General features: G+C 69.6%; 18 protein-coding genes and 3 pseudogenes. 11 read left to right on the forward strand and 10 right to left on the reverse strand.

The genetic code is table 11. From position 1 onward, the window contains the following. Window positions 1-184 (forward strand): annotated as a pseudogene (locus AB0N06_RS32310) (hypothetical protein); the annotation flags it as partial. A gap of 182 nt (window positions 185-366) precedes the next feature. Here the strand turns inward: AB0N06_RS32310 and AB0N06_RS32315 are convergent. The 3 genes from AB0N06_RS32315 to AB0N06_RS32325 form a co-directional block, all read right to left on the reverse strand. Further along, on the reverse strand, window positions 367-795 hold the full coding sequence (locus AB0N06_RS32315) for a hypothetical protein (protein WP_366138252.1): 429 nt from the start codon (window positions 793-795) through the stop codon (window positions 367-369). A gap of 430 nt (window positions 796-1,225) precedes the next feature. Further along, window positions 1,226-1,699, reverse strand: coding sequence for a DNA starvation/stationary phase protection protein (locus AB0N06_RS32320; RefSeq protein ID WP_366138253.1), 474 nt, complete (start codon window positions 1,697-1,699; stop codon window positions 1,226-1,228). Window positions 1,700-1,938: 239 nt separating this feature from the next. Beyond that, complete coding sequence (locus AB0N06_RS32325; RefSeq protein ID WP_366138254.1) at window positions 1,939-2,514, reverse strand: TetR family transcriptional regulator; 576 nt, start codon at window positions 2,512-2,514, stop codon at window positions 1,939-1,941. Between the two features lie 345 nt (window positions 2,515-2,859). Between AB0N06_RS32325 and AB0N06_RS32330 the strand changes: the two genes are divergently transcribed. Next, entirely contained in the window at window positions 2,860-3,267 is a 408-nt protein-coding gene (locus AB0N06_RS32330) for a hypothetical protein (RefSeq protein WP_366138255.1), read from the forward strand. A 150-nt stretch (window positions 3,268-3,417) separates the two neighbouring features. Here AB0N06_RS32330 and AB0N06_RS32335 read toward each other — a convergent pair whose 3' ends face one another. Further along, complete coding sequence (locus AB0N06_RS32335) at window positions 3,418-4,158, reverse strand: GntR family transcriptional regulator (protein WP_366138256.1); 741 nt, start codon at window positions 4,156-4,158, stop codon at window positions 3,418-3,420. Window positions 4,159-4,456: 298 nt separating this feature from the next. Here AB0N06_RS32335 and AB0N06_RS32340 point away from each other — a divergent pair, with 298 nt between their 5' ends. The 5 genes from AB0N06_RS32340 to AB0N06_RS32360 all read left to right on the forward strand — a co-directional run bounded on the left by AB0N06_RS32340 (window position 4,457) and on the right by AB0N06_RS32360 (window position 9,285). After that, window positions 4,457-5,614: an extracellular solute-binding protein gene (locus AB0N06_RS32340; RefSeq protein WP_366138257.1), complete on the forward strand. Its 1,158-nt coding sequence runs from the start codon at window positions 4,457-4,459 to the stop codon at window positions 5,612-5,614. 8 nt (window positions 5,615-5,622) lie between these two features. Further along, complete coding sequence (locus AB0N06_RS32345) at window positions 5,623-6,603, forward strand: ABC transporter permease subunit (RefSeq protein ID WP_366138258.1); 981 nt, start codon at window positions 5,623-5,625, stop codon at window positions 6,601-6,603. Beyond that, on the forward strand, window positions 6,600-7,433 hold the full coding sequence (locus tag AB0N06_RS32350) for an ABC transporter permease subunit (protein ID WP_366138268.1): 834 nt from the start codon (window positions 6,600-6,602) through the stop codon (window positions 7,431-7,433). The genes AB0N06_RS32345 and AB0N06_RS32350 overlap by 4 nt, the downstream gene beginning before the upstream one ends. Window positions 7,434-7,543: 110 nt before the next feature. Then, complete coding sequence (locus AB0N06_RS32355; protein ID WP_366138269.1) at window positions 7,544-8,551, forward strand: ABC transporter ATP-binding protein; 1,008 nt, start codon at window positions 7,544-7,546, stop codon at window positions 8,549-8,551. A 32-nt stretch (window positions 8,552-8,583) separates the two neighbouring features. Then, window positions 8,584-9,285: an HAD family phosphatase gene (locus AB0N06_RS32360; RefSeq protein ID WP_366138259.1), complete on the forward strand. Its 702-nt coding sequence runs from the start codon at window positions 8,584-8,586 to the stop codon at window positions 9,283-9,285. Window positions 9,286-9,668: 383 nt separating this feature from the next. Here AB0N06_RS32360 and AB0N06_RS32365 read toward each other — a convergent pair whose 3' ends face one another. After that, window positions 9,669-12,557 (reverse strand): PQQ-binding-like beta-propeller repeat protein, encoded by a 2,889-nt coding sequence (locus AB0N06_RS32365; RefSeq protein ID WP_366138260.1) that lies wholly within the window; start codon window positions 12,555-12,557, stop codon window positions 9,669-9,671. Window positions 12,558-12,928: 371 nt separating this feature from the next. Further along, window positions 12,929-13,162 (reverse strand): hypothetical protein, encoded by a 234-nt coding sequence (locus tag AB0N06_RS32370; RefSeq protein WP_366138261.1) that lies wholly within the window; start codon window positions 13,160-13,162, stop codon window positions 12,929-12,931. A 203-nt stretch (window positions 13,163-13,365) separates the two neighbouring features. Between AB0N06_RS32370 and AB0N06_RS32375 the strand changes: the two genes are divergently transcribed. Both AB0N06_RS32375 and AB0N06_RS32380 read left to right on the forward strand, forming a co-directional pair. Continuing rightward, complete coding sequence (locus AB0N06_RS32375) at window positions 13,366-17,544, forward strand: NPCBM/NEW2 domain-containing protein (RefSeq protein ID WP_366138262.1); 4,179 nt, start codon at window positions 13,366-13,368, stop codon at window positions 17,542-17,544. 278 nt (window positions 17,545-17,822) lie between these two features. Next, window positions 17,823-19,223, forward strand: coding sequence for a hypothetical protein (locus AB0N06_RS32380; protein ID WP_366138263.1), 1,401 nt, complete (start codon window positions 17,823-17,825; stop codon window positions 19,221-19,223). Between the two features lie 361 nt (window positions 19,224-19,584). Here AB0N06_RS32380 and AB0N06_RS32385 read toward each other — a convergent pair whose 3' ends face one another. Both AB0N06_RS32385 and AB0N06_RS32390 read right to left on the reverse strand, forming a co-directional pair. After that, window positions 19,585-19,962, reverse strand: coding sequence for a hypothetical protein (locus AB0N06_RS32385; protein WP_366138264.1), 378 nt, complete (start codon window positions 19,960-19,962; stop codon window positions 19,585-19,587). Window positions 19,963-20,114: 152 nt separating this feature from the next. After that, on the reverse strand, window positions 20,115-20,792 hold the full coding sequence (locus tag AB0N06_RS32390) for a TetR/AcrR family transcriptional regulator (protein ID WP_366138265.1): 678 nt from the start codon (window positions 20,790-20,792) through the stop codon (window positions 20,115-20,117). Window positions 20,793-20,865: 73 nt separating this feature from the next. On the opposite strand from AB0N06_RS32390, the gene AB0N06_RS32395 reads away from it, so the two are divergent. Beyond that, window positions 20,866-21,672, forward strand: coding sequence for an alpha/beta hydrolase (locus AB0N06_RS32395; RefSeq protein ID WP_366138266.1), 807 nt, complete (start codon window positions 20,866-20,868; stop codon window positions 21,670-21,672). A gap of 288 nt (window positions 21,673-21,960) precedes the next feature. On the opposite strand, the gene AB0N06_RS32400 is transcribed toward AB0N06_RS32395, so the two are convergent. Next, on the reverse strand, window positions 21,961-22,707 hold the full coding sequence (locus AB0N06_RS32400) for a ricin-type beta-trefoil lectin domain protein (protein WP_366138267.1): 747 nt from the start codon (window positions 22,705-22,707) through the stop codon (window positions 21,961-21,963). A gap of 96 nt (window positions 22,708-22,803) precedes the next feature. Between AB0N06_RS32400 and AB0N06_RS32405 the strand changes: the two are divergent. After that, window positions 22,804-24,249, forward strand: a pseudogene (locus tag AB0N06_RS32405) (AAA family ATPase); the annotation flags it as partial. Window positions 24,250-24,523: 274 nt separating this feature from the next. Here the strand turns inward: AB0N06_RS32405 and AB0N06_RS32410 are convergent. After that, window positions 24,524-25,482 (reverse strand): annotated as a pseudogene (locus AB0N06_RS32410) (IS4 family transposase); the annotation flags it as partial.

Below are 25,482 nucleotides of genomic sequence, written 5' to 3' on the forward strand. Positions count from 1 at the left end.
CTACCAGCGCATCGTGACCACGTTCAATGAGCACCCCGAGAAGGTGTTCCGCGATCTGCACGAGCACCTCAACCTGCCCACCGACGAGCCCTCGATCAACGTCACCCGCTCCCGCCTGGGACGACTCGTCCGCCAGGGACTCCTCGAACAACCCGGACGCGGCCGCTATCAGAAACGGACTTAACGCCCTCTCAGTTCTCATCGACATTTTCGAGCTGTTGATCACTGAGTGCTGCCCAAAACCGTCGACAAAGGTTGCTCGCTCTCGCTTACGAAACCAAGGGGCCGACTGCTCGCGCTGTCGGCCCCCAGGGGGGCGGGCCCCGCTGAACCGGCGGGGCTCCGAGGGCCGAAGCCCCGAGTGGGTCACTTGGCTCGCAGGGGGCCCGCGAAGGACTTGCGCAGGGATGCGGGAGCGGCGACAGGGAGCAGCGCGGCGAGCACCTTGCCCTTGAACGTGCTCGGCTGACGCGTCAGCTCGACGTCGACCCGGGTGCCACCGGCCTCGGGGGTCATCCTGAAGACCCAGCCGCCGCCGGCTCCGAAGAGCTTGGAGTCGAGGGTGGTGATGACGACCGTGTCACCACCCGGCTCCCACTCGTAGCGTGCGCGCTCCCAGGCGGCGGCGGTGCCCTCGGTGACCTCGGCCCAGGTGTCGCCGAGGTCGTGGACCTCGAAGTGTGCGGCGTCGATCGTGGGCCAGGCCTCGGCACGAGAAGGGCTGAAGTCGGTCAGAACCCCCAGTACGTCCTTCGGGCTGAGCGTGGAGACGAGATGGAACCGTACGACTGCCATGGGGGCTTTCCTCACCGATAAGTAACTGCTCTGGCTGGTGACAAGACGTTCTCATGCTGTGCGTCACCTGTCAAGATGGTTATCTGGGGGCGGGGTGCTGAGGTGCCTGTCAGGAGGGTCATGTGAGCAATGCGTTTCCGTGCCGGACGACCGCCCTCGACTTCGTGGGTACCTTGCAGGCCGTCGCGGGTCGGCTCCAGGCGGGCGGATCGACTCACCGGGGCTGCTTGGAGTGCGGACACCCCGACCGCACGCAGGTTCAGGTCGAGCGCTCCCGCGGTCGACCGACCGCAATGGTGTGCGATGCGAACCTGCGGGAACCGCGTCAGGGTGGCGGTCCAAGGGCTCTGTGCCTCGAGCCGGTGAGCAGGCGTGTTCCGACGGTGGGGGCGGTTCCCTCGTTACGGGGGCCGCCCCTACCCTGCGAGCCTCAGGTCCGATTCTCGGCCTGGAACATCCAGCTCTGCTTCTCCAGGTCGGCTGTCAGGCCGATCAGTAGATCCTGGGTCACGGTGTCCGCCGGGCCCGTCTCCTCGATGCGTTCCCGTACCCGTCCGATGACAGCGGAGAACGTCCGCACCAGGGCCTCGACGACGTCCACGTCCTTCGTCCAGCCCGGTGGGAAGGAGGGCACCCCGCTGGTCTCGGTGATGGTGACGGCCCGCCCGTCCGGGCTGACCCCCAGCGCGGCGGCACGTTCGGCCACCGTGTCGGCATGGTTGCGTGCGGTGGTGACGACCTCGTCGAGTTGGAGGTGGATGGAGCGGAAGCGAGGCCCGTACAGGTTCCAGTGCGCCTGCTTGGCCACCAGGGACAGGTCGAGCAGGTCGACCAGGGTCGACTGCAGGGCACTCCCGACAATTTTGCGCTCTTTGTCCGGCAGTGAGCTGTTGATGACCATCATGAGTGTGCGGTTCCTTTCGTATTGTCGTCAGCGTTCCCATGGTCGGAGCCGTCCGCCCGTTGTGGATCAGTCGTTTGACTGCCGGCCGGTAAGGCCGGAACACACGGAACGCCGTGTTCGGGAGAGCGGCTCAGGGACTGGAGCGACAGCGCCGCAGCTATATGACTGGCAGGCCCGTCAGAGGCCGGTGGACCCATGCATCCGCGACGGACCTCAGGGGCGTGACCTGCCACGAGGTCTCAGTCCAGAGCTTTCAATGCTCCGGTGACGGCGGACTCCAGGAACGTCCGGTCGACGCGGGCCTGGCCCATGACGCGAAGTCCCTGGATGAACGTGATGAGGAATCGGGCCAGTTCCACCGGACTGTGCTCGCTGCTCAGTTCTCCCCTGACCCTGGCGTGATGCAATGCCGCGGACAGCACGGACTCCATGGCGGTCATGGTCGCGCGCGCCTGCTCGGCCGTGCCGTCATGCGCTGCACGCTCGGTGGTCGCGTTGACGAGCAGACAGCCGCGCTCCCGGTCCACCGCGTCGGTCGTGACCATCGCGATCAAAATTCCTCGCAGTGCCGTGCGGATGTCGGAGCCGGCCCGGATGTCCCGGTCGAGAGCCGCGACCAGACCGTCGCAGTAGCGTTTCAGGGCCTGGGCGTAGAGGCCGTCCTTCGAACCGAACGCCGCGTACAGGCTGCCGCTGCCGATTCCCAGCAGTTCCGTCAGCCGTGGCACCGGCGTGGCGTGATAGCCATGCCTCCAGAACAGGCTCATGGCCTGCTCCACTGCCACGTCGGTGTCGAATTCACGAGGGCGTGCCACACCGAGATCCTTTCGCCGGTGAAGTCCTCAAGCGGGTACGAGGGCGGTGGTCACGGTGCGACGCCGGCGGGGCGTCCCGTAGGGTGCCCGACGCTCGTTCTGTCGGTCGGGGGTTGCTCGAGCGTGCGTGCCGGACGCCGCCTGGCAGGCGGGACTTCGAAACACGCCCTAAGGGGGTCGGGGAATGGAACACGGTCCTGACTCTGGCAGGGCGGCTCTCCGGAAGCATGAGTCGATCGACTGCAAACGCGTTCGGGTTCCGTATCGATGCAACCAGGGGCATGCTCGTCCGGGTGTTCTGCGGTTAGCCTCGACGACATTGACGGCAACAGTCCGAGGACTAACATGCAGGTGCACCTGAACCCCCCACTGGAGCCCGGTAACGCGCCCCTGCACGCGGCTGCCATTGTCGCGACCGCGGCCGACATCAGCGGTGCGGAACTGGATTACAGCCCCGAGAGCATCGATCTGGTCGAGGACATCGTCGACGGCTTCCGCGCCGAAGGTGTCACGGGCGAGCACATGGCCGAATCCCTCATCGCGTTCGGTTGTTACGTCGGCGAGATACTGACCCGCCGCGTCGGGGGAGCCTGGCGGCAGGCCCCGATGGTTTCCCCGACGGCCTTCCCCCTCGTGGTGGAGCTGCCCGACGCGCGGGAGTGCCAGCCGATCGACTGGCTCTTCCGTCGGCTCGAGTTCGGAGCCGACGTCAGTATTCGCGACCTCTACGCGGCGGTCGACGCGGGCGCGTGAGCGTGTATCCGTACCGGCATGCATGTGGGCGGTAGGCGCGCAGGTGGGCGGGGAGCGTGCGCGAGAACGTACAGAACCGCGGGCGGGCCCCCAGTCGCCCCGGACGCCGGCGGGCGAACGCCCATCCGCCTCTGAAGGGCCACGCTGCGGTCATTCGCCGGGCTGGCGGACGAGCGGGTTGGCACCGATGGAGTTGTGGATGCGGAAGGTGACCGTTCCCGGCCGGTAGCGGTCGTCGGACCACTCCACGGGGCGGCCGGCGTGGGCGGTGGTCACCCGGCGGACCCGCAGCAACGGGGTACCGCGGCGCACGCCGAGCAGTTCCGCGTCGCGGGTGCCCGCCGCAAGTGTGTCGATGACGTGCTCGCCGTGCGCGAAGACCACGCCCACCTTGTCGAGCAGCCGCTGGGTGACCGACTCGCAGTCGGGCTCGATGCGCTCGACCGCGTCCGCGATCCAGCCGGCGTAGACGGTGCGCTCCAGCAGGGCTGGCTGTCCGTCCAGACCACGCACCCGCAGGACGTACAACACCTCTGCGCCCGTGGGGAGTTGGAGGCGCAGCGCGTCCTCGGTGGAGGCCGGGCGCCGGGCGGTCTCGACGACCCTGCCGGTGGCCTTGTGTCCGGCTGCCCGCGCCCACTGGGCGAAGCTGCGCAGTTCGGTGAAGCTCTGGCTGCGGCGGGCGCCGAGCACCACCCGTCGGGTGCCCTGTCGTGAGCCGACCAGTCCCTCGGCCACCAGAGCCGCGAGCGCTTGGCGGACGGTGCCGCGGGATACCTCGTACTGCTCGGCGAGTTCGCCCTCGGTCGGGAGCCGGCCCCCCACCGGGTAGTCGCCGCGGTCGATCGCGACCCTCAACTCGCCGGCGATCTGCTCGTGCCGTGCCGCCACACCTAGCCCCCTCATCCGCGATACCGGCTCCGCTCTGCGCGCCACCGGCTTGTGCACACAGGGTAGGCGATCCCGCCGCACCGGGCATGCTCTTCCTGCACGCAGCAGAGCCTGCACGCCCACGCGGTCCGCATCGTCTCAAGGAGCCTTCAAACCGAGAGCGAGCATCTGTTCTCCGTTCACCGAAAGGTCATCGCGCTCCGCCGTACTGGGGGCATCTTGTTTGGACAAGTTGCCTGGGGTCGGGCAGTACCCGATCACTGTTTTCCGGGCAGCCCATGCACCCTCAGGAGACCTTGTGAACCTGTTCTCTGCGCGAACGGCCGCCCTTGCCGGCGTGCTGACCGCAGCCACGCTCGCGCTCAGCGCCTGCGGCTCGGCACCCGACTCCGTCACGTCCGGCAGCACGGGCGGCCCGCACGCCGCCACCGCCACCTCGGCGCAGGACCTCGGCGGTATGGACGCACTGGTCGCGGCGGCCAAGAAGGAAGGCGTGCTCAACGCAATCGCCCTGCCCCGCGACTGGGCCAACTACGGCGCCGTGATCGACGGATTCACCAAGAAGTACGGCATCAAGGTCAACGACGAGAACCCGGACGGCGCCAGCCAGGACGAGATCAACGCCATCACCTCGCGCAAGGGCCAGGACCGCGCCCCGGACGTGGTGGACCTGGGCCAGTCGTTCGCGCTCAGCGCAGCTCAGCAGGGGCTGCTCGCCCCGTACAGGGTCGCGCCCTTCGACGACATCCCGGCCACGCAGCGCGACACCCAGGCCCGCTGGTACAACGACTACGGCGGCTATGTCTCGATCGGCTGCGACGCCAAACGCGTCAAGGAGTGCCCCCAGTCCTTCGCCGACCTGCTGAAGCCGCAGTACAAGGGCCAGGTCGCCATGAACGGCAATCCCACCAAGTCCGGCTCCGCCTTCGGGGGCGTCTTCGCCGCAGCCCTGGCGAACAAGGGCTCCTTCGACGACATCCAGCCCGGCCTGGACTTCTTCGCGAAGCTCAAGAAGGCCGGCAACTACAACCCGGTGGAGTCCACCCCGGCCACGGTCGAGAAGGGCGAGACCCCGATCAGCATCGACTGGGACTACCTCAACGCCGGTTACGCCGACGAGTTCCGCAGCAAGGGCGTGGACTGGAAGGTGGCCATCCCCAGCGACGGCCAGTACGCCCAGTACTACTCGCAGGCCATCAACAAGGACGCCCCGCACCCGGCGGCCGCCCGGCTGTGGGAGGAGTACCTCTACAGCGCCGAGGGCCAGAACCTCTTCCTGAAGGGCTCCGCCCGCCCGGCGCTCATGCCCTCGATGACTCGGAGCGGCACGGTCGACAGCGCGGCCGCCGCCCGTCTGCCCCAGGTCGACGGCACGCCCTCCTTCCCGACCGAGGCCCAGCTGGACAAGGCCAAGCAGGTCGTGGCCCAGGGCTGGGGCAAGGCCGTGGCCGGGTGACCCAGCCCATGGCCGACTCCTCCGTCACCGTTTCCCCCGCCGTCGTGCCCGTCGGCGGGGGGCCGAACGCCGCGGTACGGGGCCCGGAACCGGCTCCGCCCGGGCCCCGGCCCGAGACCCGGCTGTCCCGCCCGGCCCGGCAACCGCGCCGTCGCTCGGCGGCCGCACTCGCGGTCGTACCACTGCTTGCCTTCACCGCGCTGTGCTTCGGCATCCCTGCACTGGCCATGCTGAACGGCGCGTTCACCGCGCAGGACCCGACGACAGGCGCCTCCCACTACACCACCGCCAACCTCAGCGCCTCGCTGCACGGCGCGTACCTGACCGCGCTGGCCGGCAGCGTCAAACTTTCCGCCGTCTCCGCAGGTGCAGGCGCGGTGCTCGGGCTGCTGCTCGCGCAGGCCGTGGTCACAGCCCGGTTCCGGGCGCTGCGCGAGGCGGTGCTCACCGCTTCCGGGGTGCTGGCCAACTTCGGCGGGGTGCCGCTCGCCTTCGCCTTCGTCGCCACTCTGGGCAACGCCGGCGTGATCACACAGCACCTGCATCTGACCGAACACGGCTGGAGCCTGTACAGCTTCTGGGGCCTGGTGATCACATACCTGTACTTCCTGATCCCGCTGATGGTGCTCACCGTCGTGCCCGCGCTCGACGGCCTGCGCGTCCAGTGGCGGGAGGCAGCGCAGAACAACGGCGCCACCGCCTGGCAGTACTGGCGATACGTCGCACTGCCCGTGCTGGCCCCGTCGCTGCTCGGCGGCCTGGTGCTGCTCTTCGGCACCGCCTTCGCCGCATACGCGACCGCCGCAGCCATGGTCGGCAGCTCGGTGCCCCTGGTCACCCTGCAGATCGCCGACGCCCTCTCCGGCAACGTGCTGGTCGGCCAGTCCAATACGGCGCTCGCGCTCAGCCTGGACATGGTCCTGGTGGCCGGCCTGGTCATGGCGGTGTACCGACCCCTGCAGCGACGGAGCGCCCGATGGCTCGACTGACCCGCCTGCGCGTCTGGCGGGGCCTGGTCCTCGCCGGCGCGGCGCTGTACTTCCTGGGGCCGCTGGCCGCCTCCGCCGTCTTCACCGTGGACGTCCCCGGCCAGGGCCTCACCCTGGGCGCGTACACCCGCATCGTCGGCGCCGACGGCTTCGGCGACGGCCTGCTGCTCTCCCTCGAACTGGCCGCCGCCACCATCGCCCTGGTGCTGCTCCTCGTGGTGCCCGCACTGCTCGCGGTACGGCTGGGAGTGCCCCGGCTGCGCCCGGTGGTCGAGGTGGTGTGCGCACTGCCGCTGGTGGTGCCCGCGGTGGCGCTGACAGCCGGGATCAGCACCGTCCTGAAGTGGGCGCCCGACCACCTGGCACATACCCCGTTCTTCGCGACCTTCGTTGCCATTCAGAACCCGGCCTTCCCCGTGGTGCTGGTGCTCGCGTACACGGTGATGGCGCTGCCGTTCGTGCACCGGGCGCTCGATGCCGGGCTGAGCACGATCGACGTACGCACCCTGGTGGAGGCCGCCCGGAGCTGCGGCGCCGGATGGCCGCAGGCGGTGCTGCGGGTGGTGCTGCCCAACCTGCGGGCGCCGCTGCTGGCCGCGTCCTTCCTCACGTTCGCCCTGGTGCTCGGCGAGTTCACCGTCGCGCAGCTGCTCGGCTTCCAGCCCTTCGCGGTGTGGATCGCCGGGATCGCAGGCGCCGACGCCCAGCTGTCGGTGGCCGTATCGGTGCTCAGCCTGTTGCTCACCTGGCTGCTCCTGCTGCTGCTCGTGCCGGCCGGAGGGCGCCGCCGCACCGCTCGTACTCCCCGGAAGGGGGTCGTCTCCGCATGACCGATTCGCATACGACCGACCTCGGCTCGACCGACCGGACCCCGACAGAGGCCCGGGAGACCGGCGCCGCCCTCGAGTTCGTCGAGCTGCGCCGGTCCTTCGGCACCACCATGGCTCTCGACGGGCTGAGCCTCTCGGCAAGGCCTGGTGAACTGCTCGCCCTGCTGGGCCCGTCCGGCTGCGGCAAAACCACCGCGCTGCGGATGCTCGCGGGCTTCGAGCAGCCCGAATCCGGCCAGGTGCTGGTGGACGGCCGTGACGTCACCCGGGTGCCGGCACACCGCCGCGACGCAGGCATGGTCTTCCAGTCGTACAGTCTCTTCCCGCACCTCAATGCCCGCGACAACGTCGCCTTCGGGCTGCGGATCCGCAAGGCGGGCGCGGCCGAGCGGCGGGCCCGCGCTGCGGAGCTGCTGGAGCTGGTCGGCCTGCCTGACCATGGCAACCGCTACCCGCACCAACTGTCGGGCGGCCAGCAGCAGCGCGTCGCGCTGGCCCGTGCGCTGGCGCTGAGGCCGCGGGTGCTGCTCCTGGACGAGCCGCTGTCGGCACTGGACGCCAAGGTACGGCTGACGCTGCGTGAGGAGATCCGCCGGCTCCAGCAGGACCTCGGCATCACCACCCTCTTCGTCACCCATGATCAGGAGGAGGCGTTGTCGATGGCCGATCGGGTGGCGGTGATGCGCGGCGGGCGGCTGGAGCAGTGCGCCCCACCCGTGGAGCTGTACGCGCACCCGGCGACCGCGTTCGTCGCCGAGTTCGTCGGCACCATGAACCGGCTGCCCGGCCGCGCGGCCGGCGTGGGCGAGGTCGAGGTGCTGGGCCGCCGGCTTCCGGTGGCGGGCGGGGCGGCGGCGGGCGCCGAGCTGGACGTGCTGGTGCGGCCCGAGGCCGTTGCCGTGCGGTCCGATGCCGGCGGCGGGGCGAGGGTGGTGGGGGCGACCTTCCTGGGCGCGATGACCAGGCTGACCGTACGGCTCGCCGACGGCACCACGATCAAGGCCGACCTGTCCACACCCGACGCAGCCGCGCTCGGCGCGGGTGCGTCGGTCTCCGTGGCCCTCCCCGACCGACCGGTGCTGGTGGACTCCCGCCGCACCTCACAGAATATTCGCTGACGCCACATCACTTTTGACCGGAAGAGCAGACCTTGCCTCCACACACCGCCGAGTCAGTCCGGCTGCAGGCCGTCCTCTTTGACATGGACGGCACCCTGGTGGACACCGAGTGGGTCTGGTGGGACGCCGTAGAGTCGGTCGCCTGCGGCCTCGGACACGTCCTCGGGGAGGCCGACACACCTCACGTGCTCGGCCGATCCGTGGAGCACACCGCGGGCCACCTGCACCGCACCACCAGCGGGCGGGCACCCGCGGCGCACCTCGCCGACGAGCTCCTGAGGGAGTTCGCGGACCGGGTCGCGGCGCAGGTGGTGCCGCGTCCCGGCGCCTTGGAGCTGCTGGACGCGCTCCGCGAGGCGGGCATCGCCACCGCGCTGGTGTCCGCGTCCCCGCGCGTCGTGGTGGACACCGTGCTGACGAGCATCGGGCGACACCGGTTCGGCGTCACGGTCGCCGTCGAGGACACCCCGCGCACCAAGCCCGCCCCCGACCCCTACCTCGCCGCCGCCGCGGCGCTGGGGGTGCCGCCGAGCGCCTGTGTCGCTGTCGAGGACACCGCGGTCGGCGCCGCCTCCGCGGAGGCGGCCGGTTGCCCGATCCTGGTGGTGCCGTCGCTGATCCCCGTACCAGCAGGGCCCCGGCGGCGTATCATCGCCAGCCTCGACCACGCCGACCTGGCGCTGCTGCAGGACCTGGCGGCCCGGGCCGACGGACCGCCACTCCGGACCGCCTGACACATCACCCCATGACTGACCCGGGTCCTGGCCGCCGACGGCGGCCAGGACCCCATCCGTGTTGCTGCGCACCGACCACCCGGGAATCGGTTCGGCGCCGCGTCGCGAAGGGATCTGCGCTCCCCCTGCGGGCCTGCTCCCGGCGTCGCCTCACCTCCCCTCGGCCGTCGCCCGCGGGTGGCGCCGACGCTGGTGCGGACCGCTGTCTCCGGGCTCGGCGAACTGCGGGGCCGCCCCGCGCAGCGTCCGCCGCCGCACTCTTCCGGGAGCCGGTCGGGCGGCCCCGAAGGAGACGGGCTGCGGGCTGCGGAAGCAAACAGCCGACTGCGGCCCCGGCGGTGTGCCGGGGCCGCAGTCGGCTCGGGTTCGGTGCGACGGGAGCGTCAGTCGCGGGCAGTGAAGGCGTAGAGGTTGCCGTCCCAGGCGCCGATCAGCAGCGTGTTACCGGTGACGGTCGGGGTGGACAGGATGGGAGCGCCGAGGTCCAGGTCCTGGAGCTTGGCGCCGGTGGTCTTGTCCAGGCCGTACAGGTGGCCGTCGGTGCCGCCGATCCACAGCGTGTTGCCGCTGATGGTCGGCGAGCCGACGAAGGCCCTGCCGCTCTGGAAGTCCCAGAGCTTGGTGCCGGTGGCGGCGTCGAAGGCGCTTACGCGGCCGTTGGTGAAGCCGGCGTAGACGATGTGGCCGTCGACCGCCGCAGAGCCACCGGGCTGGGCGGCGTCGTCCTTGGAGACGCCAGTGCTGTGGTAACGCCACAGCTCCTTGCCGGTGGTGGCGTCCCGGGCGAGGAGGGAGTTGCTCATATCGGTGGTGAACACCCGTCCGTCGGCCACCACGGGAGTGGAGTGGTGGACGCCGCCGACGGCTCCGGCGGAGGCGAGCTGCTTACCGGTGGCGGCGTCGTAGATGCGCAGACCACCACGGCTGTCGTGGACGTAGACCTTGCCGTCGACCACGGTGGGGGTGCTGCTGTCCCACCAGCCGCTGTCCACCGGGGAGTTCCACACCTGCTTGCCGGTGGCGGTGTCCACGGCGACGAGGTGGCTGCCCGTGGTGGTGTAGCCGAAGTAGTAGAGGGTGGAGCCGGAGACGGTCGCGCCACCGTAGGCGTAGCCGTCGTAGCGGCCGGTCTCCGAGGATCCGGGGAGGGTGTAGCTCCACTTCTTCGCGCCGGTCGCCGCGTCCAGCGCGGTCAGGGTGCCGCGCATCTCGGTGACATAGACGGTCCCGTTGTGCACCACGGGCGTGGACTGGACCAGGCTGTCGGTGGCGAAGTGCCACTTGGTCCGGCCGGTGGCGACGTCGACGGCGTCCACGCCGTTGCCCTTGGCCCCGTCGGTGTCCCAGGTGCCGATGTAGGCGGTTCCGTCCGCGACCACCGGGGAGGACATGCCGATGGTGGCGCCGCTGCGGTGGGTCCAGGCGTTGGTCAGGCTGCCGGAGCCGAGGCTACCAGGCTGCACTCCGGTGTGGAGGGCGTCGCCGTGGAACTCGGGCACGTCCGCGCCCGGGCGCACCTGGTCGGCCTTCGGCGCGACGGTGAAGCGGCTCGTGGTGGACCAGCTGTCGCCCGCGTCGTCGAACGCGGTGACCTTGGCGGTGTGCTCGCCGAGTGCCAGGTGGCGAGTGTCCCACGGCGCCGACCACGAGAACTTGCCGGTGCGGCGCAGCTTCCTGGCCTCGTCGTCGTCGACGCGGACCTCGACCCGCACCACATGGCTGGAGGTGTTGTACGCGTCCACCTGGAACTCGGTACGGCCCTGTCCGACCTGGGAGCCGGGCGCCGGCGAGGTGGCCGCGATCGTGTGCTCCTGGTTGAACATCCGGAACTCGGCCTTCACCTCACCGTCGTGCAGGGTGACCTCGCGGAAGCCGATGGGCGAGTGGTCGTCGTTGTAGGTCGCCGAGGCCGTGTTGTACTCCACCGCGCCGTCCAGCAGGTGGGGGTCGGTGAAGTTGGTGTGCATGTGGCCGTTGAAGATGGCCTTGACGTCGTAGCCCTTGAGCAGTCCGAGCAGGGCGTTGATCTGCCCGGTGGAGCCGCCGGGGTCGGGGGTGTCCAGCGGCTCGTGGGTGTTGACCACGATCTGCTTGCTGGTGCCGTCGGCGTTCTTGCCGTTCAGCTCCAGGTCCTGCTTCAACCAGGCCATCTGCACCGGATCGCCGAGGCCGCCGTTGTTCTCGAGCTGGATGAAGTGGGTGTTGCCGTAGTCGAAGGAGTACCAGGAAGGTCCGAGCAGCGAGCGGTAGTTGCCGACGCCGCTGTCCCCGCCGCCGTGGTCGTGGTTGCCCGTCAGCGGCCAGATCGGGAGCTTGGAGTTCGCAGACCCCTTGAGCCATGCCTGCCAGTGGGAGGGCGCACCGTCACCGCTGAGGTCTCCGGTGGCCAGGACGAAGGCCGGCTTGGTGGGCAGTGCGGCCATGTCGTCCAGCTGCTTGGCGAGCTTGCCCGGGGTGACGCCGTCACCGTCCGCAGGTGCCTCCGGACCGTCGGGGCTGGTCACGTGGGTGTCCGTGATCTGGGTGAAGGTGAAGTCGGGCCGCTCACTGGCGTTGTCGTGCCGCAGATCGAAGTTCCGGGTGATGGTGGTGTCGGCCTCCGGCGAGCCGAGGTCGCGGTAGAAGCGCGGAACCCGGTTGCTGCCGAGGGGGGCCGAGTAGCCACGCGGCATGGTGATGTTGACGATGGTGCGGGTCCACTGGTTGAGGTCGGCGGAGAGCACGTAGTGGCCGTCGCTGTCGGTGCGGACGACGGTCGCGCCGTCCGAGACGGACACACCCGCCAGCCCCGGCTCGTTCTTGTCCTGGCTGCCGTCGCCGTTCTTGTCGTCGAAGACGGTGCCCTGGACAGTGGCATGGCGCGGGGGGCGAGGGGTGATGTCGAAGTTCACCGGCGCGGCGAGTGACTGGTACCCGTCGTTGGCCAGCAGGTACGCGGAGTAGGAGCCGGCCGGCAGGCCCGAGGTGTCCAGGGTCGCGGTGCCGCTGGCGTTCGGGACGTAGACCCAGGTGAGCGAGGCCCCGTCGCCGGGCTTGCGGCCCGCCGGGTAGATGCCGATCCAGTTCGTGGCGCTGGGAGCGTCGGTGGTGTAGCTGAACTTGAGCTGCTGACCGACCTGGGGCTGCTGGGAGACCAGGGTGAGGGTGGATGCGCTCACGGCCGACTGGGGGCTGCTGGTCGGTGCGGCGAACGAGACGGGCGCGCCCACCACAGCGAGGACAACGGCGCAGGACCCTGCCACTACTGCGGATCGGATACGGGAAGAAGGCACGCTGCACTCCTTGCAATAGGGAGAGTTGTCCGGACAACTCTGCTAACCGCAGGAGACCCGTGGCAGGTGTCTGGTGGGTGTTGCAGCGGCATACCACGCACGATGATTGCGTGTCTCCATAAGACCGACCGGCACACGGGAGGCGGCGTCGAGGGCCGGGTGCGCACATCTGCGGCGTTGTCGTCGGTCAACAACGCTCCGCGTTGCCACACGCCGCGGCACTTCAAAGCGGGCCATCTGCTGGGCGGCACGATGTCCTTCGGAAGGTGGGGCGGGCGCCGGCCCGGATGGCGAGGAGTGTCTGCAGGTGCCGTTAAAGGTGCGTCCCTCGAAGTGGGCCAGTCCGAGGGCCTGTTTTTCTCGCTTGGAGTTCATCGTTCGACGCGCATCTTCAGCGCTCGCCAGGCGTTCGCCTCCGGGCCGCCTTCCTGGAAGAGGACCACGGCCCAGTTCAGGGCAATGTGGGGCAGAGGCGGCGCACGACGGTCGCTCTCGGCGGCCCTCATGTCGGCCAGCACGGTGGCGGCGTAACGCAGTTGCGGCCGGGCGTACATCCGGTGGAGGGCGTCCGGGTCCGCCGGCCTCTCGTTGTGGATGCCGCGCATGGGCGATACCACAGGCGTTCGACCGATCTGGCAGTGGAAGGCCGAACGGTGTTCATCGGTCTGCTTGTGCGGCGGTTTGTGGGCCGGACTGCGGGGTGAGGCCGAGACCTCACGCGTCCTCGCATGAATTCCCCGGGGCCGTTCGATGAAGATCGCCCTCTCTGCGATCCGAAACTTGTCCAGTCAAGCTAGCCTCCTGGCCCATGAGATTCCTCCGCAGAGCAGCAGGGATTGGCCTGACACTGCTCTTTTCCATCCTGGGCTTCTGTGCGCAGCCCGCCGCCGCGCATGTGTCGCCGCAGCACGGCGAAATCGTCATCTTCACCAAGAACGACGTCACCAGCGGGCGACTGATCGTCCACCGTGACGTGGTGTCACCGCAGGACGCGGGCGTCTGGGCCTCGCGCCTGCTGAGCACGTCGAGCTGCCCCGCCACCGGCTCCGGCGTGGCCGGAGACTCCGGCGGCGTCCCCGGCGGCGTCGTGGTCGAGCTCGCGTGGAACTGCCACGTCGACAAGCTCGACCTGAGCGCCATGCTGAAGCAGGGCGGGCTGACCCAGGTCGTCGCCGAGTTCGACGGCACCACGTCCAACGCCAACGCTCAGACCCCCGTCGTCGACGCATCGGGCGCCCACGCGCTCCCCACCTTCCCGTGGGCAGTGGTGGCGCTCGGCATCGCGCTGGCCGCCGCGCTGCTGCTCGCGGTGTGGCAGATCCGCACCGGGCGGCTCCAGCTCGCCCAGCTGGCCGCCAAGGTCGGCGCCAACCGCAAGCGGGTCAGGCTGGCGACCGTCGGCGCGGTGGCGCTGTCCTGCCTGGCTCCCCAGGTGGCCGCGGCGGCTCCGCTCCTCGAGGAGGCAGCGGCGACCGCCAACACGGTCACCGTCACGGGCACGGTCTTCGAGGACACCAACGGCAACGGCAAGCGCGACACCGGCGAGGCTCCGATGCCCGGCGTCGACGTCAACGACGGCTCCGTCTGGACTACGACCGGCCCCGACGGCGCGTACAGCCTGCAGATGGACCCGACCCGCCGGGAGACCGACCTCATCAACATCGTCTCCCCGAACGGCTACACCCCCGCACTGCGCGAGGACTACATCCCGCAGTTCTTCCACAAGGTCCCGGAGGAGGGCGGCTCCGGCATCGACTTCGCCCTCGTCAAGGACAAGAACGCTGCCAACCCCACCGAAAAGTGGGTGATGAACTCCGACATCGAGGTCAGCAACACCACGGACGGCGCCGCCGAGAGCGCGTCGAAGTGGTGGCCCAAGCAGGTCGAGGCGATGTCCGAGGTCGACGGCGCCACCATGACGATCACGACCGGTGACAACACCGTGACCGACTACGCGGCGGAGCCGCGGCGTCAGCGCGGCTACGACATCCTGCGCAAGGGCCTGACCGAGGGCAAGCTCGGCATGCCCTTCTACCCCGTGGTCGGCAACCACGACGTCGGCGGCACCGCCACCTCCCAGGGCTATGGCGGCAGCATGGAGTACTACCGCCGCAACCTCGGCCCGGAGTGGTACAGCTTCGACCGCGACGGCCGTCACATCGTCGTCCTTGAGGACAACTACGACTCCAGTGGCCTGAAGCCGCAGCTGGAGTGGCTGCGCGAGGACCTCCAGCGTCACGCGGTGGGCAAGCAGGTGTTCGTCTTCGCGCACCGCTCGCTGTTCACCCAGTGGGGTCCGGGGGCCGGCATGCAGCCGACCGTCGACGAGCTGTCGAAGTACGACGTGCGGTTCTTCGCCGCGGGCCACAACCAGCAGGCCGAGTACCGCCGTGGTGCCTTCAAGCGTTCGGTTGAGGTCAACAACCAGGGCGAGTACGGGATCGACGGTGCCCGCGCGGACTTCAAGATCCTCGACTTCAAGGGCATCTACGATGACCCGAGCACGGAGCGCAACGAGGACACCGGCTATGTGATGGGCACCCACCGCCAGTTCGACGTCCGCGACGCGGTCTCGCTGGTCAGCCCCGCCCAGGGCAGTCTGCACGGCAACAGCGCCGGAATCCCGATCGAGATCTACACCGAGGACGCCGGGCGCACCCCGGCCACGGCCTCGCTGACCATCCGCGACTCCCGCGGCCACGTCCGCTGGCACAAGGAGCGGATGAAGTTCGGCACCAAGGTCCGCAAGACCGGTATCGAGAACTGCTACACGGCCCCCGGCGGCACCCCGGAGCCCTGCCCGGCCGCCCGGACCTCCTGGACCCGGATCAGCAGCAACCTCCCCGGCATGCAGCCGGACACCTACACGGCCGAGATGACCGCGGTCGACACCCGCGGCAAGGCGTGGCCCACCGTCACCAACACCTTCACGGTGGTACCCGAAGGCAAGATAGCCGAGCCGAAGACCGGTCAGGACTGGCTGCGTCAGGGCCGCGACGAGGCGGGTCGCTCCGCCAGCACCGACAACCCGGGCACCGAGCTCGACCTGCAGTGGGCGGCCAACACCGGCGAGCAGTTCAACCTCAACGGCTCGGTCGTCGCGGACGGCAAGGTGATCGTCTCCTCCAGGGCGTTCGACTCGCCGCACCATATGATGCTGGCCTACGACATCAAGTCCGGACGCGAGATCTGGCGCACCTACCTGGACGGTGACGCCGAGTCGGCGCCGACCTACCACGACGGCAAGGTCTACCTGACCACCGCCGTCGGCCGGATCTACGCTCTGGACGCGGAGGACGGCCACGTCGTCTGGCAGAAGATCGAGGACGAGAAGCAGTACAGCAACAGCGTCCGCCGGTACGGCCGGGCCGGTGGTCCGGTCACCGTCTTCGACCTGAACGCCGAGCACCGCACCGTCGCCGTCTACCAGAACTGGAGCAAGGTCGAGTGCCGTGACGCCAAGACCGGCGACCTGCTGGGCGGCTTCAACGGCGCGACGAGCTGGGGCCAGTTCCACAGCACGGCCGTCCGCCAGCCCGGCTCCGACATCGCCTATCTGCACACCGGTTCCAGCAACACGGTGGTCGCCATGGACCTCGTCGGCTGCCGCCAGCTGTGGGCGAAGGACACCAACGGCGACATCGCCAGCCACTCCTCCCCGGCCCTGACCGACCCGGCCAACGGGGACCCGCAGCTGGTGACGATGACGAACAGCGGCGTCCGCGGGCACAACCTCAGCACCGGTGCCGTGCTGTGGCAGTCCAAGCTGGGCGGCGGCAGCGGCTGCGGCGAGAGCGGCCCCGCCCCGCTGACCAGCCCCGCGATCTGGGGCAGCACCGCCTACATCGCCAGCCGCGACGGCGCCATCCGCGCCTACGACACCAGCGCGGCCGACCCGTCCAAGCCGGTCTGGGAGACCAAGGTCGGCTACCAGCCCGGCAGGACCCCCGTGGGGTGCAGCGGGGACCTCAACTCGCCCGCGATGCACGCCCTGGTCACCAAGGACCTGGTGTACGCGGGCACCCGCGACGGCCGCCTGGTCGTCCTGGACCGCGCCACCGGCGCGCTGCTGTCCGAGTACAACCTCGGCGCCGCCGTGACCTCGGCGCTCTCCGTCAGCGGTGACTACGTCTTCGCCCTCACCGACGACGGCACGCTCCACGCTCTGGCCGGGAACGGCCGCCAGCGGCCGCAGCCGTCCCTGACGGTGACCCCGACCGAGACAGTGGATGCGCAACCGGGCCGCGCCACCGACGTGAGCGCCACGTTCAATCTGCCGGCGAATGGGCCGATCACCGACGTGGACCTTCGCGTGACGCCGCCCTCCGGGTGGCAGGTCGACGGCGGGACGGTGTCGAAGCCGTCTATGGAGGACGGTTCATCCATTGAAGGCCGGTGGGCCGTCACGCCACCGAAGCAGGTTGACCCGGGGTACGTCGACGTGCGGGTCGCAGCCACCTACCACTTCCATTTCCCCAATGATCCGGTGGACCGCCCGGGGCGTGTGGAGAAGGTCGTCCGGCTGTTCGTGCCGCCCGCCACCCCGAGCGGAACCGCGCATCTCAGCGACCTGCCGTTCCTCAGCGAGTCCAACGGGTGGGGCCCGGTCGAGCGCGACAAGTCCAACGGTGAGGACCGCGCCGGCGATGGAGCAGCCCTGACCATCGGCGGGAAGACGTACGCCAAGGGCCTTGGGACGCACTCGACCAGCGAGATCACCTTCTGGCTCGGCCGTTCTTGTCACAACTTCCATGCTGAGGTTGGTATCGATGACGAGGTGGCCCAGGGTGGATCGGTGGCGTATCAGGTGCTCGGCGATGGCCGGCAAATCGCCGACACCCCTGTCGTCCGCGGCCCCGACAACGCCCTCCCCGTCGATGTCGACGTGACGGGGGTCAGGATACTGACACTGCGGGTCACCGACGGCGGTAACGGCAACGGCTCCGACCACGCCGACTGGGCCGACGCCCGGGTGGTCTGCGACTGAGCCACCCGCCGGTCTGTTCTCACCCGCGCGGTTGGCCACATGCCGCCGCGGTGAGTCGGATCCGCTTTCCCACCAGCGATCTCTGCACATCATCCTCGGCGCACGTAGACCTCAGGTCGGGCGCATCGCGGCAGACCGAAGGACTATCAGGCCGAGGGTGATGTGCACAGGAATGCCCGCCGCTCGCGCGGCAACGGCCACTGCCTCACCGTCCGCGCGTTGCCTCCCCAGCCAGAGGAGGCAACGCGCGGCGCTCCACTCCCGACGGGACCACCACTGTGCACATCCTCCGCACCTTCCGCACCCACGCCGCCCGTCTCCTCCTGATCGGCCTGGCCGCCGCAGCGGCGTTGCTCGGCACCACAGGCACGGCCGAGGCGCACCCCTTCGGCGCACCACCGGTCGCCCAGGTCAGGGCCGAAGGCCGAACCGTCGAGATCACCTGGTCGGCCCAGCAGAACGACCTGGACGTGCTGCACCAGGCGGCCAAGGGGGACGACGCGACCTACCTCGGCTCGCACATCACCGTGCGCCAGGACGGGCGTGAGTGCCGACGGGGAGCCGTGGACACCGCGCAGATCGCGAGCAAGGGCGCCCTGATCCATTACACCTGCCCGCACGCCGTGGACACAGTCGCTGTGACCATCACCGCGCTGACCGACGTCAACTCGTCCTATCGCACGATCTCCGTGACACAGAACGGTGGCGGCGGCCTGCACACGGCGAGCGACCCCACCCGTACCCTCGCCCTCGGCGGAGCCGGCAACTCCACCGCCACCGCATCCACAGGTCCGGCGACCGTATGGACCACAGACCTTGCCGCACTGCTGGACCACGGTGTCGTCCTGCCACTGGCCCTTCTCGTCTCGGCAGCGGTGGGCGCCTTCCACGCCTGCGCCCCCGGCCACGGGAAGTCGCTCGCGGCCGGGTACCTCGTAGGCGGCCAGGGCAAGGCGCGGGACGCGGTGTGGCTCGGCGCCATCGTGGCCCTCATGCACACCGCATCGGTCGCCGTACTCGCTGTGGCCTTCTGGCTCGCCGCCCAGCACGCACCGGACGTCGCCGCGGTCACGAACTGGCTGCAGCTGATCGCGGCCCTGGTCGTGGTCGCCGTGGGCATCGGCCTGCTCCGACGCCACCTGACCAACCGCAAGCACGGTCACCACCACGGTCACAGCCATGGTCACCACCACGGGCACAAGCACGAACACGGGCACGACCACGAACACGGGCACGACCACGAACACGGGCACGACCACGAACACGGGCACGACCACGAACACGAACACGGGCATGGCCACGAACACCACCACGGCCACAGTCACCACATCCCGACGTCCAAGTCCCTGCTCACCTGGCGCGGCATCCTGCTGCTCGGCACATCCGGCGGCCTGCTCCCGTCCCCGTCGGCGTTCCTCGTCCTCCTCAGCGGACTGCTGACCGGCCGGGTCGGCGCGGCCATCGCGATGGTGGTGGCGTTCGGTGCCGGCATGGCGCTGACCCTGACCGGCGTCGGCCTTGCGGTACTACGTGGTCGCGACGCGTTCCTCGCCCGAGCCACGAACTCGCCCGCGCTGCGCACGTGGAGCACCCGCGTCCCGATCGTCGCCGCCTGGGCCGTCGTCATCGGCGGCACCGTGGCGTCAGCCGTCGCCGCCGGCCGCGTCCTCGCATCGTGATCCAGGACAAGGGCGAGCAACTGTGGGCTTTCGAGGCCGTTTGAGCGTGCGTACGTGAGGGAACCCGCCCACCCACAACGGACCGCCCCCCGGAGAGCCGCCGCGAGGTTGATCACGGCGGTAGCTCAAGGCGTGCCCGTCGTGTGCCCGACGTGGCAGAACATCAAGGGGACTGGCGGGGAACCACGGTTACTGACGATGAGCGCAAAAGGGAACGGCCCCCGACCGATTCACCTGGTCAGGGGCCGTTCATCTGCGGTGGGTGTGGGATTTGAACCCACGGTGACATCGCTGCCACGACGGTTTTCAAGAACGTACGTTGCAGCCCGAGGCGTATAGATGCGGCGGGGGGTTGGGGCAGTCAGTCGCCAGTCATGACGGGGACGATCACTGCTGCGATCGCAGAGAGCAGGCCTGCTACGGCCAAGAAGGCGTTGAACTTCTCTTTCGCACTCGGGAAGACGGCACGACTCATGTCCCCGACCTTGCTCCGCAGCACGATCATCTTGATCTTCTGCCAACGATGCTGGCGGTTTCGGCACCCCATAAGCACGCCATAGGCATTGTTCCGGCAGTACGTCCGACCGTCTCGATTGACCGCCCCACACCAGACCGGTACCTGGAAGGAGGCGTAAGCGAAGACCGCAACGGACAAGGCCGCGACGATTGAGAGGGCCCATTGCTGGGTCCACGCAACGATGAGTGCCCCAATCGCGATGTATCCCCAGTACAGGCGCATGGCTTTTCCGTGACCTCTTTGGGCTGGCGGGGCACGGTCTTGGTCTTGCCGAGGTGCCCGTACACCGTGGACCGCGGCACGCCGAACATGTCGACACTCGGGACGGGGTGCGGGCTCTCCGGGGCAGGCGCGCCTGTGGGCGGGGGCTCGGGTCAGGCGTAGGCGGCGAGGAAGGTGCGGATGCCGCCTTCGGCGTAGCGGTTGAGGTCGGCCTCGCTGTGCTGGGCGCCGCCGTGGAACATGGCCTGGTTCACTGGGATCCACAGCAGCAGTCCGGCGAAGTGGTGGGCGGCCAGCATCGGGTCGTCGGTCTTGAGCAGCCCCTGGTTGGTGAGGCGCTGGAAGGTGGCCGCCAGGGTCGCCAGGACCCGTTCGAAACCCTGCTCGTACCAGGCCGCGCCCAGTTCAGGGAAGGCATCGGCGTTGGCGATGATGAGGCGACGCAGCTGGATCACCTTGGGGTGAGTGAGGGCTGCCAGGAACTGGCGGGCGAGGCTGGTCAGGTTCTCGTCCAGGGCATCGGCGTCGGCGGGGATGTCGGCCACCAGGTCCACCATCGCGTCGACGCGGTCGGTGGTGGCCAGCACGATCTCGGCGAACAGCTTCTCCTTGTCCGCGAAGTGCTTGTAGACGGTCTGCTTGGATACCGCGGCCAGCTTTGCGATGTCGTCCATGCTCGTCCCCGCGTAGCCCTTGTTCAGGAACACGGTGGTCGCCGCGTCCAGGATCGCCTGGTGCTTGCGCGCTGACCGGCTGTCCATCATCAGGTCCCTCTGTTCAATCCGCCGTCTCCTCCTGCCGAAGAGAGTACTGGACTGGCTAGTACTCATGCGAGTACTGTACCGTCCAGTTCCAAGAGCCGCAGGGCTTCTGCCCTGCGCTGCGCATCAATGGGGGTTTCACATGGACAAGGTGTTCTCCGCTGACGGCACGGCCATCGCCTTCGAGCATCAGGGCTCGGGCCCTGTGGTGGTGCTCGTCGGCGGCGCTTTCATGACCCGCGGCGATTCCGCCGAACTCGCCGGTCTGCTGGCCGAGCACTTCACGGTGATTACGTACGACCGCCGGGGCCGCGGCGAAAGCGGGGACAGTCCTGCCTACGAGGTGCGACGCGAGATTGAGGACCTCGACGCGCTGATCGAGGGCCCTGGCGGCGGATCGGCCATGGTCTTCGGCATGTCCTCGGGCGCCGTCCTCGCCCTGGAGGCCACCGCCCGCGGCAGCGCCGTATCGCGCCTCGCGCTGTACGAGCCGCCGTTCGTCACCGACGACGGTCGGCCGCCGCTGCCCGGCGACTACGTGGAGCACCTGACGGAACTCGTGGGTCGCGAGGCGTACGGGGACGCCGTCGCCTACTTCATGACGGCGGCGATCGGCCTGCCCGACGAGGTCGTCGCGGGCATGCGGCAGGCCCCGTTCTGGGCGGGCATGGAAGCCGTCGCCCGCACCCTCCCCTACGACGGCCGGATCATGGGCGACACCATGTCCGGCCGCCCCCTGCCGGTCGACCGATGGGCGTCCGTGACCGTTCCCGTCCTTGTCGGCAGCGGGGACGCGGGCGCGCCGCACATCCTGACCGGCGCGCGGGAACTCGCTGTGGCGGGCGACAACTTCACCCTGCGGATCTTCCCGGGCGAGGAGCACGCCATCGAGGCAAAGGTCCTGGCCCCGGCCCTCGCCGGCTTCTTCACCGAGGAGCACACGGCATGAGCACGGTCTTCGCGAGCACGCTGTCGCGCAGTTCGCGCACCAGCTTCTCGGGCAGGTCGCGGTCGGCGTCCAACTCCCCGGCGGCGGCCTTCACGGAGACCGCGAGCCGCTCTGCTTGTTCGTCAGGCCGGTGGCGGCGAGCTCCGCGATCTCGCGTTCCTGCGCGGTGAGGGACGCCCTGGTCCGGCCGTCGGCGTGCGGCACACCCCGGCCGGCCGCCCGCAGCTCCTTGCGCGCGCTCGGCCCAGGCAGGGGAGTCCAGTTGCTGGAAGGCCGTCAGCGCGGCCGTCAGGGCGTCCCTGGCTTCAGGGCCACCTGCGGGTTCTCAGGCCTGGACCACTTCTGGTTGGGACTGCCGGCGCAGGACCACAGCTGCAGCCTGGTGCCGTTCGCCGTCTGGTTGTCCCGTACGTCCGTGCACTTGTTGGCCAGACCGCTGACCAGGTCGTGACGGAAGTTCAGCACGAACCGCTGCGCCGAACCTCCGTTGCAGGAAGCCAGTTCGAGATCCGTGCCGTCGGCGGTCGAGCCGCCCGCGAGCTGCACGCACATGCCGAGTCCGCGCATGGTTCCGTTCGTGAACGTCCAGCGCTGCGAGGAGGACCCCGAGCAGTCCTGGATCATCAGCCGCGCATCCTGCACGGCTTTGCCGCCGACGATGTCGATGCAGCGCTGTGACGCGTGGCTGAACACCGTCACACCCGGCACGGCCACCGGGGCTGACTTCTCGGGGGGCTTGCCCTTTGCCGCGGCGGAGGGTTCGCCAGGAGCAGCGGAGGCTTTGCCCGACGCACTGCTCTTGGGCGAGGCGGACGACGTGTGCTTCGCTGATCCCCCGGGGTGCTTGGCGCTCTTGGAGCCGGACGGGGTCACCGAGGGAGCCGCCGGTCCGTCGAGCCCGTCGACGACATCGGTGCCGTAGGTGTCGGAGTCGACGACCGCCGACGCCCCGCCGCGCTTCCCGTCCTCGTCATGACCGGCCAGGCCGAGGGTCACCAGCACACCGATCGCGGACAGGAGCCCCACGGTGCCCACGACACCGAGGGCACGCGGAATCCCTCGCGCCGGGCCATGTCACCGGTGCGCCGGCCGGCCGGTTCGGGCGGTATGGCGGTGGCCGCGGCCGCCGGGCTCGGCACGCTCCGGTCGGGACACCTGGTCGAGGTCTCCCGGGCGGACCTGGTCGCCCAGATCGTCGGCGGTACCGCGATCAAGACCACCGAGGCCTTCAACCGTGCGCTCGGCGGCGTCCTCTTCATCGACGAGGCGTACACGCTGCTGTCCGACGGCCAGGGCTCCGGCGCCAACTTCGGCCGCGAGGCCGTCGACACGCTGCTGAAGCTGATGGAGGACCACCGGGACGACGTGGTGGTCGTCGCCGCGGGCTACTCCTCCCAGATGGACGACTTCCTGGCCTCCAACCCCGGCCTCGCCTCCCGCTTCTCCCGGACCATCGAGTTCGAGAACTACGCCGTGCCCGAACTGGTCGCCATCGTCGAGAAGATGTGCCTGGGCCACCAGTACCGGCTGGACGACTCCACCCACCAGGCGCTGGCCGTACGCTTCGAACGCATGCCCAAAGACGCCACGTTCGGCAACGGCCGCGAGGCACGCCGGGTGTTCGAGGAGATGGTGGACCGCCAGGCGACGCGTCTGGCCGGCCTCGCGCACAACTCCGAGAGCGACCTGCAACTGCTGCTGCCCGAGGACGTGGGCGCCGACGCGGCGGCCGCGATCTCCGGCGAGGCCGCACCGGATGAGACCGACCCGCTGGCGCGACTGGGGGACCTGGTGGGGCTCGCGGCCGTCAAACGGGACGTCACCGACCTCGTGAACCTGCTGTCCACCGCACGTCAGAGGGAGGCCGCGGGCCTGCCCGTGCCGCGCATCAGCCATCACCTCGTCTTCACCGGGCCGCCCGGCACAGGCAAGACGACCGTGGCACGCCTGTACGGCGAACTGCTCGCCTCGCTCGGCGTGCTGCCCCGCGGCCAGCTCGTCGAGGTGTCGCGCGCCGACCTGGTGGGGCGGTACATCGGCCACACCGCGCAGCTGACCCGCGAGGTGTTCGAGCGGGCCATCGGCGGCGTGCTGTTCGTCGACGAGGCGTACACCCTGACCCCGGCGGGCGCCTCGGGCTCCGACTTCGGCCGCGAGGCGGTCGACACCCTGCTGAAGCTGATGGAGGACCACCGCGACGAGGTGGTCGTCATCGTCGCCGGATACACCGAGGAGATCGGGGGCTTCCTGGCGTCCAGCCCGGGGCTGTCCTCGCGGTTCTCCCGCCGCGTGGAGTTCGCCGACTACTCGTCCGACGAACTGGTCACGATCGTACGGGCCCATGCGACGACGTCGGGCTACGAGTGCGGCCCCGGCACCGGGCAGCCGCTCCGCGAGTACTTCGACTCGCTGCCGCGCGACCGGTCCTTCGGTAACGCGCGTCTGGCGCGCCAGGTCCTGGAAGGCATGATGACGCGTCAGGCCGGACGCATCAGCCGCATGTCGGCGACCGGTTTCGAGGACCTCCGGCTCCTTCTGCCCCAGGACGCGCCGCAGCGGGAGGGACTGTCCGCATGACCCGCAGCCCGCAAGGAGGTCCCGTCCGCCGGAGCCCGCGTGGCCGGCGGCCGATCGTGGAACCGGGCTTACCCCAATACCGTTCAGTTAGTGATTCTGGATGGTGATGTGGGGGCTGTGTTTGGGCTGGGGCCAGTGTGTGTGGTGGGAGCGTTTCGCGGCCCATTTCAGGACTTTGCGTTTGACGACTCGGGGGTGTGAGCGTTTTCGGCGTTTTGGGTTGAGGTGTTGGGTGAGCCATCGGATGGCGTGACACCAGGTCGCTTCGGCTACGTCAGTGCCCGGAGGGGGAAAATGCGCTCTGCGCGACTGAACGGCGCGCGATGCGGAGGGACTTGACGAAGGAGACTCTGTCGGGGTCGCACCCCGCGTGTGCGGCAGTGTCGGCCATCAGGGTGCGGATGGCGTAGTGGCAGCACAGATGTCCCCAGATTTCTTGCTGGACAAGGTCGGGGGCTTTCGAGCGCAGTACCGCGCGGGGCCCGCGCTGGTGGGTTTTCAGCTCGTCGAAGGTGGTCTCGATCTCCCACCGTTGGGCGTAAGCGGCTGCGAGGTCCTCGGCGCAGGCCTCGGCAGGGTCGAGGATCGTGGTCAACAGCCGGTACTCCTCGGCGTTGCCCCGGCCGTCATCGACTGTGTAGTCGATCACTCTGACCGTGAGCGGCTCCGTCGTGGCCCGGTTCGTGCCCGACGTCGGGACGATCCGGGCCAGCCAGGACCCGTCGGCCAGGGATTCCAGATACCTGGGCCGCAGGTTCGTTTTCACTCGCCAGAGCAGATCCGCGCCCGTGGCCACGGCCTGCTGCCAGAGGCGGAACCCGTAGAAGCCCCGGTCTGCCAGGACCAGCTGGCCCGGCTCCAGCCGCCCGACGAGCTGCCGGGACAACTCGATCTCCGACACGCTGCACGGGCCGGTGACAGCGTCGAAGACCGCATGGGTGCCGCATTCCGCCAGCGCCACCAGGCGGGCCTGCGGAAACGCGGCCCGCTCCCCCCGGCTGGAAGCGGGCCGCCCGAAAAATCTGCGTTGGCTGCCGTGTCCGCCACATCCAGGCACGTCCCGTCGATCGCCACGAGGCGACGCCCGGCCAGCCACGACCCCGGCGTGCCAGGCCCCGCCAGCGGACGCGCAACCCGAGCGAAGAGATCCCGCACCGGCTCGAACCCCAGACGAGACCTGGCCTGGAAGATCGCCGACTTCGAGGGCGGCGTGAACGACTCCGACCACCCCGA

Source organism: Streptomyces sp. NPDC051020 (genome assembly GCF_040683105.1).
Lineage (GTDB): Bacteria > Actinomycetota > Actinomycetes > Streptomycetales > Streptomycetaceae > Streptomyces.

What these genes read in the sequence shown, in the direction of transcription:
- AB0N06_RS32315 (WP_366138252.1), bottom strand. Translation starts at nt 795, where the DNA reads ATGGCAGTCGTACGGTTCCATCTCGTCTCCACGCTCAGCCCGAAGGAC.
- AB0N06_RS32320 (WP_366138253.1), bottom strand. Translation starts at nt 1,699, where the DNA reads ATGATGGTCATCAACAGCTCACTGCCGGACAAAGAGCGCAAAATTGTC.
- AB0N06_RS32330 (WP_366138255.1), top strand. Translation starts at nt 2,860, where the DNA reads ATGCAGGTGCACCTGAACCCCCCACTGGAGCCCGGTAACGCGCCCCTG.
- AB0N06_RS32345 (WP_366138258.1), top strand. Translation starts at nt 5,623, where the DNA reads ATGGCCGACTCCTCCGTCACCGTTTCCCCCGCCGTCGTGCCCGTCGGC.
- AB0N06_RS32355 (WP_366138269.1), top strand. Translation starts at nt 7,544, where the DNA reads ATGGCTCTCGACGGGCTGAGCCTCTCGGCAAGGCCTGGTGAACTGCTC.
- AB0N06_RS32370 (WP_366138261.1), bottom strand. Translation starts at nt 13,162, where the DNA reads ATGCGCGGCATCCACAACGAGAGGCCGGCGGACCCGGACGCCCTCCAC.
- AB0N06_RS32375 (WP_366138262.1), top strand. Translation starts at nt 13,366, where the DNA reads ATGAGATTCCTCCGCAGAGCAGCAGGGATTGGCCTGACACTGCTCTTT.
- AB0N06_RS32385 (WP_366138264.1), bottom strand. Translation starts at nt 19,962, where the DNA reads ATGCGCCTGTACTGGGGATACATCGCGATTGGGGCACTCATCGTTGCG.
- AB0N06_RS32390 (WP_366138265.1), bottom strand. Translation starts at nt 20,792, where the DNA reads ATGAGTACTAGCCAGTCCAGTACTCTCTTCGGCAGGAGGAGACGGCGG.
- AB0N06_RS32395 (WP_366138266.1), top strand. Translation starts at nt 20,866, where the DNA reads ATGGACAAGGTGTTCTCCGCTGACGGCACGGCCATCGCCTTCGAGCAT.